Genomic DNA, 19,038 nt, shown 5'->3' on the forward strand with positions numbered 1-19,038 from the left:
AACAAAAATGAAAAAATGTTATTTAGGCTTGATGGGTGCCGCCTGGTTATTCAGTGGTATGGCGATGGCGCTGACGCTTGATGAAGCCAAACAGCAGGGCCGTGTGGGCGAGACGCTTAGCGGCTATATTGCGCCGGTCAAACAGGACGCCGAAACCCTGACTTTGGTGAAAAACATTAACGCCGGGCGAACCCTAAAATATCAGGAAGTGGCGGACGGTAACCATATCGCCATTGATGAAGTGGCGCGTATGGCCGGGCAGAAGCTGGTGACGCGTGCGCCTGCGGGGGAGTATGTGCGCGGCATTAATGGCCAGTGGTTGAAGAAATAAAAAAGCGCGCCGTTTGGCGCGCAATCGCGATACAGATCGGGAATTATTTTGAGGGCAGTACAAGTTTGACGGGCGTTAACGCAGGCCTGTGTGGTTCGGCAGGGGCATACTGCCCCTGCGATAAGCATCAGGCGGCAACAACCTGCGCCAGCACGGCCTTGGCATCGGCCTGCGCTTTGGTTGCGACGTCCGGGCCGTAGGCGATACCTTCGGCGAACACGAACTCAACGTCGGTAATGCCGATGAAGCCCAGGAACAGACGCAGATAAGGTTCAACCAGATCGGTTGCGGTGCCTTTATGAATGCCGCCGCGGCTGGTCAGGATGATGGCGCGCTTGCCTTTCACCAGGCCTTCCGGGCCGTTTTCGGTGTAACGGAAGGTCACGCCGGCGCGGGCAATCAGGTCGAAATAGTTTTTCAGCTGGGTCGGGATGTTGAAGTTATACATCGGCGCCGCCATAACGATGGTGTCATTGGCCTGCAGCTCGGCAATCAGTTCGTCTGACAGCGCCAGCGCTTCTTGCTGACGTGGGGTCAGTGGCGTATCGGAAGGGCGCAGCGCGCCAACCAGTTCGCCGTCAAGCACCGGGATTGGCTGTGCGGCCAGATCGCGGACGGTAATGGTGTCGTTGCCGTGGGTGTTGGCCCACTGTTCCACGAAGAAGTCGGCCAGTTGATTAGACTGAGAATAGCCCGCCAGGATGCTTGATTTGAGAACCAATACTTTGCTCATCGGTAATTCCTTACGTTATGACAGTGACATCAGGACAAAGCGTCCCTTGCATGCGGTACACTTTATTCACATTTATCCAACAGTGATAGCGCAATATTTCGAGTTCTTTGTTCGATTTTATTGAATGACTCAATGCCTCTTGAACAGAGGCGTTATGGGGAAAAAGCGGCTTGTGATACTCTGAGCGGCTAAAGCTGAAACCGTGCCAATACATTATTAAACCGTTGCTAAAGCTTGATACGGCAGCGATGAGACAAGGAATACCGAACGTGAAATCTCCGCTCGCGGCATCCTCTGCCCAACTGGGCGAACTGATGCTCCGTGATCAACAACGCCTGCAACGTCGGTTGCAGGGCGCACGAAAAATCAAAAATCCCGATGCTCAGTTGGCGGTCGCCGCTGAAGTAGAAAGTGACATTGCGGCGGCGTTGCAGAAAGTGCAGGCGCGCGCTGCCTCTTGCCCGAAAATCACCTATCCGGAAAACCTGCCGGTCAGCCAGAAAAAGCAGGATATCCTGAATGCGATTCGTGACCATCAGGTCGTGATTGTCGCCGGTGAAACCGGTTCGGGAAAAACCACCCAGTTGCCGAAGATCTGCCTGGAGCTGGGGCGTGGGGTGAAGGGGCTGATCGGCCATACCCAGCCACGGCGCCTGGCGGCACGCACCGTAGCAAACCGCATTGCCGATGAACTGGAAACGCCGCTCGGCGGCAGCGTCGGTTATAAGGTGCGCTTTAACGATCAGGTCAGTGAAAATACGCTGGTCAAGCTGATGACCGACGGTATTCTGCTGGCGGAAATCCAGCAGGATCGGCTGTTGATGCAATACGACACGCTGATTATCGATGAAGCGCACGAACGCAGCCTGAATATCGACTTTATCCTCGGGTATCTGCGCGAACTGTTGCCGAAGCGCCCCGATCTGAAAGTCATCATCACTTCGGCGACCATAGATCCGCAGCGGTTTTCGCGCCATTTCAATAACGCGCCGATTATCGAAGTTTCCGGCCGCACTTATCCGGTCGAGGTGCGTTATCGCCCGGTGGTGGACGACGCCGAGGATACCGACCGCGATCAACTGCAGGCGATTTTCGACGCGGTAGATGAACTCGGCCATGAAGGGCTGGGGGATATCCTGATCTTTATGAGCGGCGAGCGTGAAATTCGCGACACCGCCGACGCCTTGAACCGTCTTGATTTACCGCATACCGAAGTATTGCCGCTGTATGCGCGGCTATCGAACAGCGAACAAAACCGGGTGTTCCAGTCGCATCATGGCCGCCGCATTGTGCTGGCGACCAACGTGGCGGAAACCTCGCTGACGGTGCCGGGCATCAAATATGTCATCGATCCGGGCACCGCGCGCATCAGCCGCTACAGTTTCCGTACCAAGGTCCAGCGCCTGCCGATCGAGCCGGTATCACAGGCCTCCGCCAACCAGCGTAAAGGCCGCTGTGGCCGCGTGTCGGACGGTATCTGTATCCGCCTGTACTCCGAACAGGATTTCCTGTCGCGGCCGGAGTTTACCGATCCGGAGATCCTGCGCACCAACCTGGCGTCGGTTATCTTGCAGATGACGTCGCTCGGGCTGGGCGATATCGCCGCATTCCCGTTTGTCGAAGCGCCGGACAAGCGCAATATTCTGGACGGCGTGCGCCTGTTGGAAGAGTTGGGTGCGATTAAAACGGCCGAAAATGGCCATTACCAACTCACCCCGCAGGGCCGCCAACTGGCGCAGTTGCCTATCGATCCGCGCCTGGCGCGCATGGTACTGGAAGCGCAAAAGAGCGGCAGCGTGCGTGAGGTGATGATCATCACCGCCGCGTTGTCGATCCAGGATCCGCGAGAGCGGCCGATGGACAAACAGCAGGCGTCGGACGAGAAACACCGCCGCTTCGCCGACAAAGACTCGGACTTCCTGGCCTACGTTAACTTGTGGGACTACCTGAAAGAGCAGCAAAAAGAGCACTCCTCCAGCCAGTTCCGTCGGCTGTGCCGCAATGATTTCCTTAACTACCTGCGGGTGCGCGAATGGCAGGATATCTACACCCAACTGCGCCAGGTGGTGAAAGAACTGGGGCTGCCGGTTAACAGCGAGCCTTCCGATTACCGCAGCGTGCATACCGCGTTGCTCACCGGGCTGCTGTCGCACATCGGCCAGAAGGATGCCGACAAGCAGGAGTTTACCGGTGCCCGCAACGCCCGGTTCTCGATCTTCCCCGGCTCCGGCCTGTTCAAGAAGCCGCCGAAGTGGACGATGGTGGCCGAACTGGTGGAAACCAGCCGCCTGTGGGGCCGCATCGCCGCACGCATCGAGCCTGAGTGGATTGAACCGCTGGCCCAGCACCTGGTGAAACACAGTTATAGCGAACCGCACTGGTCGAAATCCCAGGGCGCGGTGATGGCCAATGAAAAAGTGACACTGTTTGGGTTGCCGATTGTCGCTGCGCGGCCAGTCAATTACAGCACTATTGATCCGCTGCTGTGCCGTGAGCTGTTTATCCGCCATGCGTTGGTGGAAGGCGACTGGCAGACGCGGCATGCATTCTTCAGCGCCAACCTGAAGCTGCTCGCCGAAGTGGAAGAGCTGGAGCATAAATCGCGTCGCCGTGACATTTTGGTGGATGACGAAACCCTGTTCAGTTTCTACGACCAGCGAATACCGAGCGATGTGGTGTCCGGGCGTCATTTTGACAACTGGTGGAAAACCGCCGGTAAACAAAAGCCGGATCTGCTCAGCTTTGAAAAAGAGATGCTGATCAAGGACGGCGCCAACAAAGTCAGCGCGCTGGACTACCCGAATGCCTGGCACCAGGGCAATCTCAAGCTGCGCCTGACTTATCAGTTCGAACCGGGCACCGACGCCGATGGCGTCACGGTGCACATTCCGCTGCCTATTCTCAACCAGATTGAAGATCAGGGCTTTGAATGGCAGATCCCGGGTATTCGCCGTGAGCTGGTGATTGCGCTGATCAAGTCGCTGCCGAAGCCGGTTCGCCGTAACTTTGTCCCGGCACCGAACTACGCCGAGGCTTTCCTCGGGAGGGTGACCGCGCTGGAGCTGCCGCTGCTGGATGCGCTGGAGCGCGAACTGCGGCGCATGACAGGGGTGACAGTGTCACGTGAAGACTGGCATTGGGATCAGGTGCCCGATCATCTTAAAATGACTTTCCGGGTCGTCGGCGAAAATCACAAAACCTTGCTCGAAGGTAAGGATCTGACGGCGCTGAAGCTGCAACTGAAGGATAAAGTGCAGGAGACGCTGTCGGCGGTGGCGGATGACGGGCTGGAACAAAGCAATTTGCATATCTGGAGCTTCGGTAAATTGCCCGAGTTTTATGAGCAGAAACGCGGCGGCTACTCGATGAAAGCCTACCCGGCGCTGGTGGATGAAAAAGACAGCGTGGCGATCCGCCTGTTCGACAGCGAGCAGGAGCAGCAACAGGCGATGTGGCAAGGCACGCGCCGCCTGTTGTTGCTGAATATTCCTTCACCGATCAAATATCTGCATGAAAAGTTGCCCAACAAAGCCAAGCTCGGGCTGTATTTTAACCCTTACGGCAAGGTGTTGGATTTGATCGACGACTGCATCTCGTGCGGTATCGACAAACTGATTGCCGAACATGGCGGGCCGGTATGGCAGGAAGATAACTTCGCGCGCCTGCAGGAGTTGGTGCGCGGCGAGTTGAATGAAACGGTGGTGGGGGTGGCCAGGCAAGTCGAGCAAATCCTGACCACGGTGTTCAACATCAACAAGCGGTTGAAAGGCCGGGTGGACATGTCGTTGGCGCTGGCGCTGTCGGATATCAAAAACCAGCTTGGCGGCCTGATTTATCGTGGATTCGTCACCAACAACGGCTGGAAGCGCCTGCCGGATACGCTGCGCTATTTGCAAGCGATTGAACGCCGGCTGGAGAAGCTGGCGATTGATCCGCACCGCGACCGCGCGCAGATGCTGCGGGTGGATCAGGTGCAGCAGGCATGGCAACAGTGGCTGAACAAGCTGCCGCCGAAACGCCGGCAGGATGACGAAGTGAAAGAAGTACGCTGGATGATCGAAGAGCTGCGCGTCAGCCTGTTCGCCCAGCAACTCGGTACGCCTTACCCGATTTCGGACAAACGCATCATGCAGACTATCGAGCAGCTTTCAGCTTAAAACAAAGAGGGGTCAGCATGCTGACCCCGTCGTTACTTTCCTGCATCCAGCGCGTCCAGCGCATCGCGAATGCCGGTCACTGCCAACGCGCGGTTATCGGCACGGTAACGGTCTTTGGCCGCCGGCGCGGAGCTTTGAATGGCGATCAACGACCAGCCGTCGGCGGTTTTCAGCAGCAAGGGCGAACCGCTGTCTCCGGGCAGGGTATCGCACTGGTGCGACAACACTCCCTGCTGCGCCCAACCCGTCACTTTACAGTTCTGGTGGCTGTAAAGATCGTCCAGGTGGTCTTCCGGGTAACCCGCTTGGGTAATCAGCCGCTTGGCCTGCTTCATCGCCAGAGTCAGCGCTTTGCTGTCGCCTTGCCACAGCGGCAGAGGTTTAATCGGCAGCGGTCTTTTATCCTTCAGGCGGATCAGCGCAAAGTCATAGGCTGCGGCAGCCGGCGGTACAATCCAGCCCTCGCCGTCAGGCTTGAGTTTTTTCCCTAACTTGCGGTCGACCAAGGTTTCAATATTGTCGGTCTGGTATTTCCAGCTTTTATTGCCGGCAACAAAGCGCAGGGAGATGGCTTTATCCAATTGGCCTGGCGGCGCCAGTACGCAATGGCCGGCAGTCAACGCCAGATGAGGGGAGATCAGTGTGGCGGTGCACAAGTTGCCGCTGGCCGTTTCTACCTGGCCAATCGCCTGCCAGGGCCAACCCTCGGTTTCTGTGACTTTTATCCGTTCATCCTTGCCAAAAAACAAGCGGGTTTGCTCAGCCGTCGACGTGTCGGATGGGCTGTCGGCCCGTGCTGAGAGGGGGAGTGCGAGCGGGAATGAGCACAGCAACAGCAAAACGGTTATGCGCATAGGTCTCTTGCCTGGCAAATACGAATCATCCATAAACACACGGAATGCTAACTATAGACTGATTTAGCTATTGTGTGGATGGGCAGTGATTGATTTTTCGATAATTTATAACCCGAGGGGGATCTGCGGCTACAAATAAAAGAAGGTGGCGATCAACCCGCACAGGATCAGGGCGATCAGAATGATTTCAAATAAGTAACGGCGCAGCATTGATGAGAACCCCCGATGAAAAAACACCCGGCGAACCGGGTGTTGGACAAATCAATTCTGGTCTGGTGAGGGGAACCTCACATCAGATTGCTGTTACGCCGCTTTTTTATGGCTGGCTTTTTTGTGGTGTTTTTTTGCTGCCTGGGCTTTCTGAGCCGGGGCTTTTTTAGCGGTGGCTTTGTGATGCTTTTTAGCCGCCTGCGCTTTTTGAACTGCCGCTTTCTTCGCGTGATGTTTTTTCACGTGAGTGGTTTTAGCCGGTGCAGCAGCAGTAGTGGTAGCTGTCGCCGCAGGTGCGGTAGTGGCCGCGTCAGCAGCGAAGGCAACAGAAGACAGACCCATTGCAGCGGCAACAACCAGAGCTAATACTTTTTTCATCGAAGAGTCCTCAAATTACTTGTCATGTATCAAGCCCACTGCGGGGCCGGTGTTAAGATAGTAGGCAAATGGCGGAATGCTTTCCGTGAGTGATTGGTTTCGGCGTGTAACCTAATGTACAAGCCGTGGGAACTAGCCTGCGGCCGCTACGATGCACGGCCCCACAACGCAAAAAGGGACAGTAAATGAACGATATCGCAATCCGCCGTGGGCTCACCGAACAGGGTGAGGTTCCGATAGCTTATGAAGACTGGGGCAATATCGCTCATCCGCCGCTGCTGTTGATTATGGGCATCGGCGCGCAGATGTTGCTGTGGCCGGAGGAGTTCTGCCGTGCATTGGTGGAAAAGGGCTTTCGGGTGATTCGCTTCGATAACCGCGATGTAGGCCTGTCCGGCAAGACGCAGGGCAAAAGATCGCAGCCCTTGTGGCTATTGATATTACGGGCTCAGTTGGGCTGGCAAACCCGGGTGCCGTATTCGCTTGAAGACATGGCGAAAGACGCGGTGCATTTGCTGGATCACCTGCAAATAGCTCGGGCGCACATATTGGGCGCCTCGATGGGTGGAATGATTGCGCAGGTACTGGCGGCTGAATATCCGCAGCGGGTAAAGGCGCTGACCATTTTGTTTTCCAGCACCAACCAACCATTATTGCCGCCGCCGGCACCTTCGCTGCTGAAACTGCTGTTGCGTCGTCCGCCGGCAAATGCGACGCCGCAACAGCAATGCCAGTCTCTGAAAGAGGGGCTGCGCGCACTGGGTAGCCCGGCCTATCCGGTAGAGGAGGCGGAGCTTGATACGCTGGTAAGGCGGTTATTAAAGCGGGGGATGGATGCCGAAGGACTGCAACGCCAATTATCCGCGCTACTCGGCAGTGGTGATTTGCGGCGTTACAGCCGCCGGATCACGGCACCGACGCTGGTGATCCACGGCAATGCCGATCGCATGGTGCGTAAAGCCGGTGGTGTCGCCGTCGCCAGAGCGATAGCCCATTCGCAACTGCAGGTCATCCCGAATATGGGCCACGATTTGCCGCCTCAGCTGCGCCCACAATTGGTAGAGATGATCAGCGCGCACGCGGCGCGATAGCCCGGTCACCGTAGCGATACGGTGGCATTTGGGTTATTTTAGTTACAACATACATATGTAGAGCAACCAATCGGCACTCTGTAACATAAGGTGTCGCAAGTAAAGACTGTGCTCTATGGGGAGACGTCGGCCAGGCAGGGGAGAAAGGCACGGGTAGGCCCGTGCCTGGGGGCGTTACAGGTAGCGATTTTCCAGATGCTGACGGAAATAGCGCGGGTTTAACGCTTCGCCGGTCGCCTTGGTGATCAGCGCATCGGTAGAGAAGCGGCTGCCGTGATGCCAGATATTCTGTTTCAGCCAGTGGAACAGCGGGTTCAGGTTACCTTCGGCGATGTCATTGCTCAGCGAGGGCAGAGCTTCGCGCACGCTGTGGAACAGTTGCGCGGCATACATCGCGCCGAGCGTGTAAGTCGGGAAGTAGCCGAAAGCGCCGTCGGTCCAATGGATATCCTGCATGCAGCCGTTGCGGTAGTTACCTACGGTGTCCAGGCCGAGATAATCGCGCATTTTTTCGTTCCACAGCGCAGGGATATCTTCCACTTCGATATTGCCTTCGACCAGGGCTTTCTCTATTTCATAGCGCAGGATCACATGCGCCGGGTAACTCACTTCGTCCGCATCCACACGGATCAGGCCAGGTTTGACGCGTTGATTCAGGCGGATGAAGTTGCTTTCTTCCAGCGCCGGCTGCTCACCGAATTGCTTGATAATCAAAGGACGCAGAATTTTCAGGAAGTCGCTGCCACGCGCCAACTGCATTTCAAACAGCAGGCTTTGCGATTCGTGGATCGCAGTAGAACGCGCCTGCGCCACCGGTTGGCCCAGCCAATCACGCGGCAGGTTTTGCTCGTAACGTGCATGGCCGGTTTCGTGAATAATCCCGAGCAATGCGGTATGGAATTCTTTTTCATTGTAGCGGGTAGTGATACGCACATCTTCCGGCACGCCGCCGCAGAAGGGGTGAGCGCTGACGTCAACACGGCCCCCGTCGAAGTTGAAACCGAGCAGTTTCATCACGTTCAAGCCCAGTTGGCGCTGGGCATCGACCTTGAACGGGCCCTCGGGAACGAGGCAAGGTTCCTGAGCCTGCCTGGCGACCACTTTTTGCAGCAGGTCGGGTAGCCAGGTTTTAAGGTCGCCAAAAATACGGTCGATATCGCTGCCGCGCATGCCAGGTTCATACAGGTTGAGCAGGGCGTCGTAACGGCTGGAACCCGCCGCTTCAGCGCGGATCTGCGCTTCCTGACGGGTCAGTTTGACCACTTCACGCAGGTTCTCCGAAAATCCTTCCCAGTCGTTGGCCGGGCGTTGAGAGCGCCAGGCGTGTTCGCAACGCGCACCGGCCAGTGATTTAGCCTCAACCAGCGACTCCGGCACCAGTACGGCGTTGTCGTATTGGCGGCGCATTTCCAGCAAATTGGCCTGGTCAAAACCATCGAGCGTTTCCTGCTGCGCACGTTCAAACAGATGGCCGGTTTTTTCTGCCGTTAAAATCTGGTGCTGCAACACGCTCAGTTCGGCCAAGGCTTCCGAACGCGCTCTGTTGCCGCCCGGCGGCATCATGGTCTGCATATCCCAGCCGGCAATGGCGGAAAGGTGGCCGAAGCGCGATAGCCGGGTGAAAATGGCACGCAGTTCGTGATAGGCGGATGAAGGCGTATGTGCAGATGTCATTGTTTGGCTTCCTATTATTGTGAGCCGGATAACCTGATCGCTCCCTCAGTTGAACTGATGGGGGTTACACCGGGTCTGCTTTTAAATTGAAAGTGGGTTTCACTGGCCAGCAGAAACGGAAGCTGGCCCCGCCGAGTGAGCTGGCGTCTACGTAAACCTGGCCCTGATAAGCGACGGCGATAGAATGAACAATCGCGAGGCCCAGCCCGCAGCCGCCGGTGGCGCGATCGCGGCTGGGATCGAGACGCACGAAGGGTTCGAACACGCGTTCACGCTCTTCAGGTGGAATGCCAGGTCCGTCGTCTTCTACCTGCAGGCAGGCGGCGTCGCCGTCAAACCACAGGCCGATACGCAGTCGCTGTTCGCTGTAGCGCAAGGCATTGTTCACCAGATTATCCAGCACCCGCTCCATCAGCCGTAAATCGACGCCGCCAAAATCCCCGACATGCGGAATATCCAGCTGGATCTCGCGCTCGGGATGGATCAGACGCATATCTTCTACTTTATCTTGCAGCCACTTGGGCAGATCGAGCGGTTCTATGTTCAGCGCCACCTGCGGACGATCCAGTCGCGCGTAAGTCAGCAACTCGTCTATCAGCGATTCCAGCTGACCGATATCGCGGTTTAGCGCCTGTTGTTCGCTATCGGAAAGGTTATCGCTCATTGCCAGCCGGTAGCGCAGCCGCACCAGAGGAGTACGCAATTCATGGGCAATACCGTCTATCAGCTGCTTTTTACTGGCAATCAGGGTATTGACGTTATCCGCCATCTGGTTGAATGCCACCCCCAAACGGTTCAGGCTGGAGGTCGGGTCGAAATGGGTGCGCTCATCCAGATGCCCGGCACCAAGGCGCTGAGCGGCATTCTCCAGCTTGAGCAAATCCTGCCAATGCGGGCGCATCCATAAAAATACCGGCAACGCCAACGACATGCCGATAAACACCAGCAGCGCCAGATCCAACAGCCGCATTTGATGCAAATAGAACAGATAAGGAATGGGGCCGACCACCAACACATAATGACTGCGCGGAATGCGCTGCATAAAGGTGTATTGATCGTCGAGAGCGATAATTTCGCCGAGGCGTAGCCGTTTTTTCAGATCTTCACTCAGATCCTGTTTGCCGAGCGGTTCGATGTGCAGCTTGAACGACAGGTTCAAGTCCAGCGTCGCGATGGTCTTGTTCCAGTCTTTCAACGGAATTTCCCGCAGCTCGCTGCGCATCAGGTACAGCGAGCTTTTCATCAGGTCATCCATTGACTGGCGGCCGGCGCGTTCGGCCGTGACCTTGTACACCAGGCCCACCAACATCGCCATCACCAGAAAGCAGACGAACAGCAGCAGGAAGAACTGGACGAAAAGCTTTCTCATTGCTGCACGAACTCCCAGGCATTTGGGGCGAACAGGTAACCTTTATTGCGCACGGTTTTGACGCGGAAGGGCTCCAGCGCATTGTCGTACAGTTTGCGGCGCAGGCGGGAAATCGCCACGTCGATGCTTCTATCAAGGCCGTCGTAGCTCACGCCGCGCAAGTTTTGCAGCAGCGCCTCGCGGTCCATGATCTGGCCGGCGTGGGTAGCCAGTTCCCAAAGCAGATCGAAATCCGAGGTGGATAGGGTGATCACCTCATCGCCCAGCGTCACCTGGCGATTGACCGGATCGATGCATAGCAACCCGAAGTGCAGCGCGTTGTGCTGGGTGATCGGTTGCGTTGACTCTTCCTTGGGGTGATTGCCATGCTGGCGCAGATGTAAACGCAGCCGCGCCAGTAAAACCGCCGGCGGAGTGGTTTTCAGAATGTAATCGTTGGCGCCCATTTCCAATGAAAGGATATGGTTCATATCGCTGTCGAGTGAAGTCAGCAATACGATCGGCCCAGGAAAGGTCGGGCGCAAATCGCGACACAGCGTCATGCCGTCTTTTCCGGGCAGCATAATGTCGAGCAGGACCAGGTCCGGCAATTCTTGCTCAATGCGAGCTTGCGCGCTGTCGCCACGTGGCTCAATCAGCACTTCGATATCGTGCTTGCCCAAATAGGCGGCAATCAGCTTGCCGACTTCCGGATCGTCTTCCACAAAAACAATTTTATGCATATTCAGCGGTTTTATAAGAATAACGGAGTTCAGCATAACGCGGGGCTCAGCGATACGCCATGCACATCTTTGCCTAGCGCAGGGGCCGCCCTCCGTCCACACCATGGGTGCGGCCGGTGACATAACGGCTGTCCAGCAAGTAATTGACCAGGTTGACCACTTCGCTTTCACCCGGAGCGATTTTCATCAGCGACTTTGCCAGCGCCTGCTGACGATAAGGCTCATCATCGCCCGGATTGAAAATAATCAACGCCGGCGCGATGGCGTTGACCTTGACCTCCGGTGCCAGTTTACGGGCGAAGGAGCGGGTCATGTTGTCGAGCGCGGCCTTGCTGGCAGCATAAGCGATATGCTTGTCGCTGCCTTTTTCCACCACATAGTCGGTCAAATGGATAATATCGGCGCCTGCCTGCCCCTGACCAAGCAGGCAGGGCTCCAGTAACTGATTCAGCAGATAAGGGGTGTAAACGTGGATTTGCAGCATCGCCGCCATAACCTGCTCCGGTGGCACCTCCGCAGACTCGGCCTGCCAGGCGCTGGCGTTGTGGATCACTGCACGCAGTTTCGGTGCGGTCTGGCGAACCCGTTCGGCAAAGCGGTAAATGCCTTCGTGAGTCGAAAAATCGCCCTGAATGCAAGTCGCCCCCAGTCCTTTCAGCTCTTTCAGCGCCGGGTAATCGCTACGATAGGCAATGATGACGGGGATGTCGCGTTGCAAGAAGGACCTGGCCAGCGCCAGCCCAATCCGGCGTGCGCCGCCCGTGATCAGCACCGGCGCTGAGTTGTGATGTTCCATTGATTAAAGCTCCTGGACAGACTGGCAAACAATAGGGGAATTATGCCATTATACGTCGGAAATTCGTTAAAGCTTCGCATCGATTATCCATTTCAGGATGTAATACACTGGCAATGAGAGGAAGGAAGGGATGAACAGCAGTCACCTTGCATCCGTCGCGCGCAGTGAGAAAATCTGCTTTGATTACATGGATTTTCTGTCCGCATCGGTCAAGAAGCACTGGCGCTTTGTTGATGCAATCTATGGTGTGATGCCATTTTTTGGCATGGTATTGAAATCTCAGGCTTGCGCTTCGCAAACGCGGAAAGAGCAGTTGAAGGAACTGGCGCTGCAGGTGGTATCCACCCAGGTCAGCGACGAAACCAATATCGTGCGCCTGATCGATCTGGCGCAACAGCAGGGGTTGGCAGTGTTCGACATTAAACTGCCGTATGCGCTGGACCAACAACAGTTGGCGGCCATTCAGCAAGAGTGCATTGAGGGGGTGACCATCTCTCAGGTAGAGGAACGCATGACCATTACCCTGCGTGCATCCTAAGGTAATTGACCGGGTGGTTCCACCCGGCCGCTTCTCACTACTGCAACATAAACCAGCCGGCCGGTACCGTGGCCACCAGTAACAGCAAAATGCTACTTTTCTCCAGCTGACTCAGCAGCTTGACATCTTCATGCCCACGTCTGGCATAGATAAACACCAGCAGCCCCGGCGCATACAACAGCACCGACATCAACAGATGCATCAACCCTGAAGCGTACAGCAGCCAAATGCCATACAGACAAGCGCCGGTGGCGGCGAACATCAGTCGTTTGTCCTGGCGGAGCAGCGCAACCTTGAACAAGAAGGCGCCAACCAGGAAGTAAGGCACCAAAATCATTTCCGAGGCGATAGTCAGCAGCGAATTATAGTTGCTGCCGGTCAGCCAGATCACCACCAGCGCGAACTGCACTGCAATATTGGTCAGCCATAGCGAAGCCGAAGGCGCGTGATTCTTGTTCTGCTTGCGGAATATTTTAGGAAAAGCACCGTGCTGGGCAGCCAGCAGCGGCACTTCAGCGGCCATAATCGTCCAGCTCAGATACGCGCCGCATACCGAAACGATCAGGCCGGCGGCGATAATTACATCCCCCCATGGACCAATCAGATCGACCATCAGCACTGCCATCGAGGGATTGCGCATTCCGGCCAGTTCACTGCGTGGCACCACCCCCAACGACAACAGGGTCACCAGCAGATAAACCGCTAGCGCGGAGAGCACCGCCAGCATGGTTGCACGGCCCACATCTTTTTTATGGCGTGCCCGCGCGGACACCACCACCGCACCTTCCACGCCGATGAATACCCACAGGGTAATCAGCATGGTGTTTTTAACCTGTTCCCACACCGGTTTGCCGAGCGCGACGCCGTGAAAATCCAGAGTGAATACGTCCATTTTGAACGCAATGGCTGCCAGTACGGCAAACAGCCCAAGCGGCAAAAGCTTGGCCAATGTTGCCGCCAGGTTGATGCTGGCGGCGGTTTGCACCCCGCGTAGCACCAGCGCATGTACGACCCACAGCAGCAACGATTCCGCCACCAGCGCCTGCCAGGTATTGCCGTCACCCAAAATGACTTCACCGCCGCGATCGGTAAACAAGCTCAGCGCGGCAAACACGATCACCAGATAAGATACGTTGGCGATCACCGCACATAGCCAATACCCCCAGGCGGAACAGAAGCCTACCAGTTCACCGAAACCTTCTTTTGCATAAGTGAAGATCCCGCCGTCCAGATCGGGCCGCAGGCGGGTGAGCAACAGCATGGCGAAAGCGAGAAACAGGATGCCGACACCGGTGATCGCCCAACCCAGCAGCAGTGCGGCCGGGCTGGCGACCTGCGCCATGTTTTGCGGCAGGCTGAAAACCCCGGCGCCCAGCATGGAACTGAGCACCAATGCGGTTAACGCGGTAAGACCTAGTTTTTTTTCCAATGACGGATCCTGAGCGCAGAATAAACAACTGTAAGGGAACTGCTTGGCAGTAACAACGTAATGACAATTACTGAACAAATAGATAATAGCCCTAAAAACAGGCGCAAATTCTACGGATGGATCGTTACGGATGCAATGATTGAATATGCGGAATTTACAAAAAATTATTCAACCGGTGGGGCGGTAAGCGGCATAAAAACGGGCAGCTCAATGGCTGCCCGAGAGTAAACCGCGAAGTGACACTTATTTAAACAGATCGGCGCTCACGGTCAGGTTGCCGCCACTTTTGTTCTGCCACTGACGAGTCACGTGGTAGAACTTGGCACCTTTCGCAGCGGCACGCTTCGCCACTTCGGTGGAAATGTCCGTCATGCTGTTGAAGTGGCCGGTGAAGGTCACGGAATCGAACGGCACCATCTGTGCGGCGGTAACGTTGTTCACTTCCTGAATCTTGGTGCCATTCGGCAGCGTGACGGTATAGCGTTGACCGGTAGAAGACTGAGTTTCGAAGAAACGGCCTACGTCACGGCTCGGCGACCCTGAGGAAGCGACGCCCGGGATTTCAACATTGGCGGCGGCTGCGCCACCGGCAGCAAGTGCGGCTTTGCCGGCTTCAGAATCGGCAGGAATGGCATCCGGGCTCTGAACTACGCGCTTGGGCGCATCGGCTTTGTAGATGTAAGCAGTGATGAACTGGTTGCCGCCCTGGTTGGCATCGACCTGACGCACGATAAAGAACGAGGCTGCGCCTTTCTTTTTCGCTTCTTTGGTGATGGCGTCGTTGATGTCCGGCTGGCTGCGGTAGAAACCGCTGACGCTGACCGTATCGTAGGGCTCAAGCAGGAAGGCCTGTTCTTTCGGCAATTCGGTCACGCCGTTGATGACGCGGTACTTCGGTTCCTTGCTCACTTCTGCCGCGTCTTTATGATAAAGATCTGCGGTGACGCGCCAGTTGCCGCCGTTGTTGCTGTTGTTGCTGTCCTGGATGTAGAAGGAGTCTGCGCCCAGTTTGTCTGCACGGCGGGATACGGCATCAACGGCTTCATTGATGGCATTAAAGCGGCCGGTAATAGTGATGCGATCAAACGGCTTCAACGCCGCTGCTTTTTCAGGCGTTAACTCAAGCGCAGCATGAGCAGACAGCGCAGTGAGTGATAACAAGGCTGATGCGATGATCGTGTTCTTCAGCTTCATAAAAAATCCTTTCGCCAAGCGCATTAACGTTTATAACGTGCTGAACTGTTTATGGGTAATTCAGCCGCCGATTATTACATGTAATCTCGACAAGTGTCTCAGCATTTTATGTCATCGCATGAGACAAATCCCATGAAGGATTGTTTACGTCATTTGCCGGGTAATCGCCATAAGTTTCAATAATAAAGTCTTTGATGGCATAAGTGTTAATTATTCACAATTTTATAACTTTCATTCATTTTGGCCGCGCAGGGCCAGATATCTCCAGGCAGGTGTCCGTCACAATTGTGCAGCAAAAACGGCGTTGTACGCGGCTTTTTAACTTTAAATTGCGATTTGTCATGTCGTTGTCTGAATTTTTATGTAAAAACGAGCATGAATGCGTAAGCAATTATGGATCATCGACCCTATTTTCAGTAGGTTATAGAGGGTGCCTTAATTCTATGCCGACAAGTATGCCTCCCGCTTTCAAATTGCGGCCACCAACGCGCAGTCTTGAAAGACGATGGAGACAGATGTCAGCCGGCGCTACTGCTATGGGTAGGAAGATAATAAACATCATCAAAGACAGGTGAGAAGGGAACATTATGCGTATTGGTGTACCAAGAGAACGGTTGGCCAATGAAGCCCGGGTTGCAGCAACGCCGAAAACGGTGGAACAACTGCTGAAGCTGGGCTTTACCGTCGCTGTCGAAAGCGACGCGGGTAAACTGGCAAGTTTTGACAATGCGGCGTATGAAACCGCAGGAGCAACGATCACCGATACTGCCGACGTCTGGCAATCGGATCTGATTCTGAAAGTGAATGCGCCACAAGAGGACGAGATCGCGTTAATGCGTGAGGGCAGTACGTTGGTCAGTTTTATCTGGCCGGCGCAAAACCCGGAGCTTATCGAAAAGCTGGCGGCGCGTAACGTCACCGCGATGGCGATGGATTCGGTGCCGCGCATCTCCCGCGCGCAGTCGATGGATGCGCTGAGCTCGATGGCCAATATCGCCGGCTACCGCGCTATTGTTGAAGCGGCGCACGAGTTTGGCCGTTTCTTCACCGGCCAGATCACCGCCGCCGGGAAGGTTCCACCGGCAAAAGTGATGATCATCGGCGCAGGCGTAGCGGGGTTGGCGGCGATTGGCGCTGCAGGTAGTCTGGGGGCGATTGTGCGTGCCTTCGACACCCGCCCGGAAGTTAAAGAGCAAGTACAGAGCATGGGCGCGGAATTCCTCGAGCTGGACTTTGAGGAAGAAGCGGGCAGCGGCGACGGTTATGCCAAAGTGATGTCCGAAGCCTTTATCAAGGCCGAGATGGCGCTGTTTGCCGCCCAGGCGGCAGAGGTCGACATTATTGTCACCACTGCGCTGATCCCGGGTAAACCGGCACCAAAGCTTATTACTAAAGAGATGGTGGCTTCGATGAAGCCGGGCAGCGTGATCGTCGATCTGGCCGCGCAAAACGGCGGCAACTGTGAGCTGACGGTGGCCGACCGCGTGACCGTCACCGATAATGGCGTAAAAATCATTGGCTATACCGATCTGCCAAGCCGCTTGCCGACTCAGTCTTCGCAACTTTACGGCACCAACCTGGTTAACCTGCTGAAATTGCTGTCGAAAGAGAAAAACGGTGAAATCGATATCGATTTCGAAGACACCGTGATCCGCGGCGTCACCGTGGTGCGCAGCGGCGAGGTGACCTGGCCTGCTCCGCCAATCCAGGTTTCTGCACAGCCGAAACAGGCGCAAGCGGCGGCTCCGATCGCTAAACCGGCGGCAAAACCGGTTTCACCTTGGCTGAAATACGGGCTGATCGCGCTGGCGATTGTCCTGTTCGGCTGGCTGGCCAATGCGGCGCCAAAAGAGTTCCTGTCTCACTTTACCGTGTTTGCGCTGGCCTGCGTGGTGGGTTACTACGTGGTCTGGAACGTCAGCCATGCATTGCATACCCCATTGATGTCGGTCACCAATGCGATCTCGGGGATTATCGTGGTCGGTGCATTATTGCAGATTGGTCACGGCGGCTGGGTGAGTTTCCTCTCCTTCATCGCCGTGCTGATTGCCAGCATCAATATTTTTGGTGGATTCACCGTCACTCAGCGCATGCTGAAGATGTTCCGCAAGAACTAAGGGGTAACAGATGTCTGGAGGATTAGTTACAGCTGCATACATTGTTGCCGCTATTTTGTTTATTTGCAGCCTGGCCGGCCTGTCGCGCCATGAAACGTCGAAGCAGGGCAACCTGTTTGGCGTCGCCGGGATGGCGATTGCGCTGATTGCCACCATCCTCGGGCCGGATTCCGGCAACGTGGGCTGGATCATCATTGCGATGATTATCGGTGGCTCCATCGGCGTCTATCTGGCGAAAAAAGTCGAAATGACCGAAATGCCGGAGTTGGTGGCGGTGCTGCACAGTTTCGTTGGCCTGGCGGCAGTGTTGGTGGGCTTGAACAGCTACCTGGATCACGGCGCACCGATGGAGCCGGTGATGGAGAATATCCATCTGACCGAAGTGTTCCTCGGCATCTTTATCGGTGCGGTCACCTTCACCGGTTCGATTGTCGCTTTCGGTAAACTGCGCGGCATCATCTCATCCAAACCGCTGGCTTTGCCGAATCGCCACAAGATGAACCTGGCGGCGTTGGTGGTCTCCTTCCTGCTGCTGGTGGTATTCGTTCGCGCCGACAGCGTGGGCTGGCAGGCGGTGGCATTGGTGTTGATGACCGCGATCGCGCTGGCGTTCGGTTGGCATCTGGTTGCTTCTATCGGTGGTGCGGACATGCCGGTAGTAGTGTCGATGCTCAACTCCTATTCGGGCTGGGCCGCCGCCGCCGCGGGCTTTATGCTGAGCAACGATCTGCTGATCGTTACCGGCGCGTTGGTGGGTTCCTCGGGCGCCATTCTGTCTTACATTATGTGCAAGGCGATGAACCGTTCGTTTATCAGCGTTATCGCCGGCGGTTTCGGTACCGATGGTTCCTCGACCGGCAATGCGGAAGAAATGGGCGAGTATCGTGAAACCACGGCGGAAGAGGTGGCTGAGCAACTGAAGAACTCCACTTCGGTGATCATCACCCCAGGTTATGGCATGGCGGTCGCGCAGGCGCAGTATCCGGTGGCGGAAATCACCGAAAAATTGCGCGCGCGCGGTATCAAAGTGCGCTTCGGCATTCACCCGGTTGCCGGGCGTTTACCGGGCCACATGAACGTGCTGCTGGCGGAAGCCAGGGTGCCGTACGACGTGGTGTTGGAGATGGACGAAATCAACGAAGATTTCCCGGATACCGATACCGTGCTGGTGATCGGCGCCAACGACACGGTGAACCCGGCCGCGCTGGAGGATCCGCGCAGCCCAATCGCCGGCATGCCGGTACTGGAAGTGTGGAAGGCGCAAAACGTAATTGCCTTTAAACGATCGATGAACACCGGTTACGCCGGCGTACAGAACCCGCTGTTCTTCAAAGAGAACACCCAGATGCTGTTTGGCGATGCCAAAGAGAGTGTGGAAGCGATACTGAGAGCGTTGCAGGCTTAACCGCAGCCAATAAAAACACGGGCCTTAATTGGCCCGTGTT

Annotated in this window: 17 protein-coding genes; 7 read left to right on the forward strand and 10 right to left on the reverse strand. The window is 56.0% G+C overall.

The features are described 5' to 3' along the window. The first annotated feature begins 7 nt into the window (after positions 1-7). Positions 8-331, forward strand: coding sequence for a YdbL family probable chaperone protein (locus D4100_RS00925; RefSeq protein WP_006319568.1), 324 nt, complete (start codon positions 8-10; stop codon positions 329-331). 127 nt (positions 332-458) lie between these two features. Here D4100_RS00925 and azoR read toward each other — a convergent pair whose 3' ends face one another. Next, the gene (azoR, locus tag D4100_RS00930; RefSeq protein ID WP_006319569.1) at positions 459-1,064 is read right to left on the reverse strand and encodes an FMN-dependent NADH-azoreductase; all 606 of its coding nucleotides are present in this window, start codon (positions 1,062-1,064) and stop codon (positions 459-461) included. A 269-nt stretch (positions 1,065-1,333) separates the two neighbouring features. Here azoR and hrpA point away from each other — a divergent pair, with 269 nt between their 5' ends. After that, positions 1,334-5,221 (forward strand): ATP-dependent RNA helicase HrpA, encoded by a 3,888-nt coding sequence (hrpA, locus tag D4100_RS00935; protein WP_119802610.1) that lies wholly within the window; start codon positions 1,334-1,336, stop codon positions 5,219-5,221. A 32-nt stretch (positions 5,222-5,253) separates the two neighbouring features. Here hrpA and D4100_RS00940 read toward each other — a convergent pair whose 3' ends face one another. The 3 genes from D4100_RS00940 to asr all read right to left on the reverse strand — a co-directional run bounded on the left by D4100_RS00940 (position 5,254) and on the right by asr (position 6,663). After that, positions 5,254-6,075, reverse strand: coding sequence for a trypsin-like serine peptidase (locus tag D4100_RS00940; RefSeq protein WP_119802612.1), 822 nt, complete (start codon positions 6,073-6,075; stop codon positions 5,254-5,256). A gap of 129 nt (positions 6,076-6,204) precedes the next feature. After that, positions 6,205-6,285, reverse strand: coding sequence for a small membrane protein YdgU (gene ydgU, locus D4100_RS26100; RefSeq protein ID WP_472541809.1), 81 nt, complete (start codon positions 6,283-6,285; stop codon positions 6,205-6,207). A gap of 93 nt (positions 6,286-6,378) precedes the next feature. Then, on the reverse strand, positions 6,379-6,663 hold the full coding sequence (gene asr / locus D4100_RS00945) for an acid resistance repetitive basic protein Asr (protein ID WP_006319589.1): 285 nt from the start codon (positions 6,661-6,663) through the stop codon (positions 6,379-6,381). A gap of 185 nt (positions 6,664-6,848) precedes the next feature. Between asr and D4100_RS00950 the strand changes: the two genes are divergently transcribed. Beyond that, positions 6,849-7,754: an alpha/beta fold hydrolase gene (locus D4100_RS00950; RefSeq protein WP_119802614.1), complete on the forward strand. Its 906-nt coding sequence runs from the start codon at positions 6,849-6,851 to the stop codon at positions 7,752-7,754. Positions 7,755-7,928: 174 nt separating this feature from the next. Here the strand turns inward: D4100_RS00950 and D4100_RS00955 are convergent, their stop codons facing one another. From D4100_RS00955 to folM, 4 genes are all read right to left on the reverse strand, one after another. After that, positions 7,929-9,428 (reverse strand): carboxypeptidase M32, encoded by a 1,500-nt coding sequence (locus tag D4100_RS00955; protein ID WP_119802616.1) that lies wholly within the window; start codon positions 9,426-9,428, stop codon positions 7,929-7,931. Positions 9,429-9,492: 64 nt separating this feature from the next. Then, on the reverse strand, positions 9,493-10,797 hold the full coding sequence (rstB, locus tag D4100_RS00960; protein ID WP_119802618.1) for a two-component system sensor histidine kinase RstB: 1,305 nt from the start codon (positions 10,795-10,797) through the stop codon (positions 9,493-9,495). Then, on the reverse strand, positions 10,794-11,519 hold the full coding sequence (gene rstA, locus D4100_RS00965; RefSeq protein ID WP_006319612.1) for a two-component system response regulator RstA: 726 nt from the start codon (positions 11,517-11,519) through the stop codon (positions 10,794-10,796). The genes rstB and rstA overlap by 4 nt, the downstream gene beginning before the upstream one ends. A 73-nt stretch (positions 11,520-11,592) precedes the next feature. Next, positions 11,593-12,315, reverse strand: a complete 723-nt coding sequence (gene folM / locus D4100_RS00970; RefSeq protein ID WP_119802620.1) for a dihydromonapterin reductase — start codon at positions 12,313-12,315, stop codon at positions 11,593-11,595. Positions 12,316-12,445: 130 nt separating this feature from the next. On the opposite strand from folM, the gene D4100_RS00975 reads away from it, so the two are divergent. Then, positions 12,446-12,853, forward strand: coding sequence for a hypothetical protein (locus D4100_RS00975; protein ID WP_119802622.1), 408 nt, complete (start codon positions 12,446-12,448; stop codon positions 12,851-12,853). Between the two features lie 37 nt (positions 12,854-12,890). On the opposite strand, the gene D4100_RS00980 is transcribed toward D4100_RS00975, so the two are convergent. Continuing rightward, a complete protein-coding gene (locus D4100_RS00980; protein WP_006319618.1) occupies positions 12,891-14,282 on the reverse strand; it encodes an amino acid permease in 1,392 nt (463 codons plus the stop codon). A 60-nt stretch (positions 14,283-14,342) separates the two neighbouring features. Between D4100_RS00980 and D4100_RS25835 the strand changes: the two genes are divergently transcribed. After that, a complete protein-coding gene (locus D4100_RS25835; RefSeq protein WP_214609630.1) occupies positions 14,343-14,510 on the forward strand; it encodes a hypothetical protein in 168 nt (55 codons plus the stop codon). 15 nt (positions 14,511-14,525) lie between these two features. Here the strand turns inward: D4100_RS25835 and ydgH are convergent, their stop codons facing one another. Next, positions 14,526-15,476 carry a DUF1471 family protein YdgH gene (gene ydgH / locus D4100_RS00985; RefSeq protein WP_006319620.1) on the reverse strand — a complete coding sequence of 317 codons (951 nt, stop codon included), beginning with the start codon at positions 15,474-15,476 and terminating at the stop codon, positions 14,526-14,528. A gap of 587 nt (positions 15,477-16,063) precedes the next feature. Here ydgH and pntA point away from each other — a divergent pair. Together pntA and pntB are read left to right on the forward strand one after the other, a co-directional pair. Continuing rightward, positions 16,064-17,593 (forward strand): Re/Si-specific NAD(P)(+) transhydrogenase subunit alpha, encoded by a 1,530-nt coding sequence (gene pntA / locus D4100_RS00990; RefSeq protein ID WP_119802624.1) that lies wholly within the window; start codon positions 16,064-16,066, stop codon positions 17,591-17,593. Positions 17,594-17,603: 10 nt separating this feature from the next. Then, positions 17,604-18,998 carry a Re/Si-specific NAD(P)(+) transhydrogenase subunit beta gene (gene pntB, locus D4100_RS00995; RefSeq protein WP_006319624.1) on the forward strand — a complete coding sequence of 465 codons (1,395 nt, stop codon included), beginning with the start codon at positions 17,604-17,606 and terminating at the stop codon, positions 18,996-18,998. The last annotated feature ends 40 nt before the right edge of the window (positions 18,999-19,038 follow it).

Source organism: Serratia inhibens (genome assembly GCF_003591175.1).
GTDB classification, from domain to species: Bacteria; Pseudomonadota; Gammaproteobacteria; order Enterobacterales; family Enterobacteriaceae; genus Serratia; species Serratia inhibens.